General features: G+C 46.0%; 1 protein-coding gene and 1 rRNA gene. One reads left to right on the top strand and one right to left on the bottom strand.

Annotation, left to right across the window (positions count from 1 at the left end):
- Positions 1-245: hypothetical protein (locus tag ACRQFC_RS09235; protein WP_435734679.1), on the top strand; the 245-nt coding region annotated here is incomplete at its 5' end.
- A 192-nt stretch (positions 246-437) separates the two neighbouring features.
- On the opposite strand, the gene ACRQFC_RS09230 is transcribed toward ACRQFC_RS09235, so the two are convergent.
- A 16S ribosomal RNA gene (locus ACRQFC_RS09230) occupies positions 438-506 on the bottom strand; the annotation flags it as partial.

Raw genomic sequence — 506 nt, 5'->3', positions numbered from 1 at the left:
TCGGCCCATACGCACCAAGGCATCCACCAAACGCCCTACAACACCAAAAAACAATAAACAAGAAACTCAAAACAAAATCGTTTACATTACGCAAAATCACACAACAAACACACAAACCAAAAACCAAAAACCAAAGCCCTTGGCATCAACGTGTTTGTTATAAAGATGCTCACGCTCACTATGCGACAACCAACCACCACACCAACACCACAACCAGAAAACAAGAACAAAACCTTGCCAACTAGCCGCGGGTGGTATATCGGACAGTGTCCGAATGCCTAACAGCACGTCTAACCAACACCACCCAAGCAAACTACCCTATATAAGAGAAGCCTTCTTGAGTGTCTCTTTTTACGCGTCCCAAACAAGAAACAAAACAAACACGAGCAGACCACCATAGCCTACCGATATAACGTTTCTCGCCAAATAATCCTTAGAAAGGAGGTGATCCAGCCGCACCTTCCGGTACGGCTACCTTGTTACGACTTCGTCCCAATCGCCAGCCC

Origin of the sequence: Actinotignum inguinis, from assembly GCF_051265835.1 — a bacterium.
GTDB lineage: Bacteria > Actinomycetota > Actinomycetes > Actinomycetales > Actinomycetaceae > Actinotignum > Actinotignum timonense.
The sequence above is the reverse complement of the archived record's forward strand: the minus strand, read 5'-3'. Positions and strand labels throughout refer to the sequence as shown.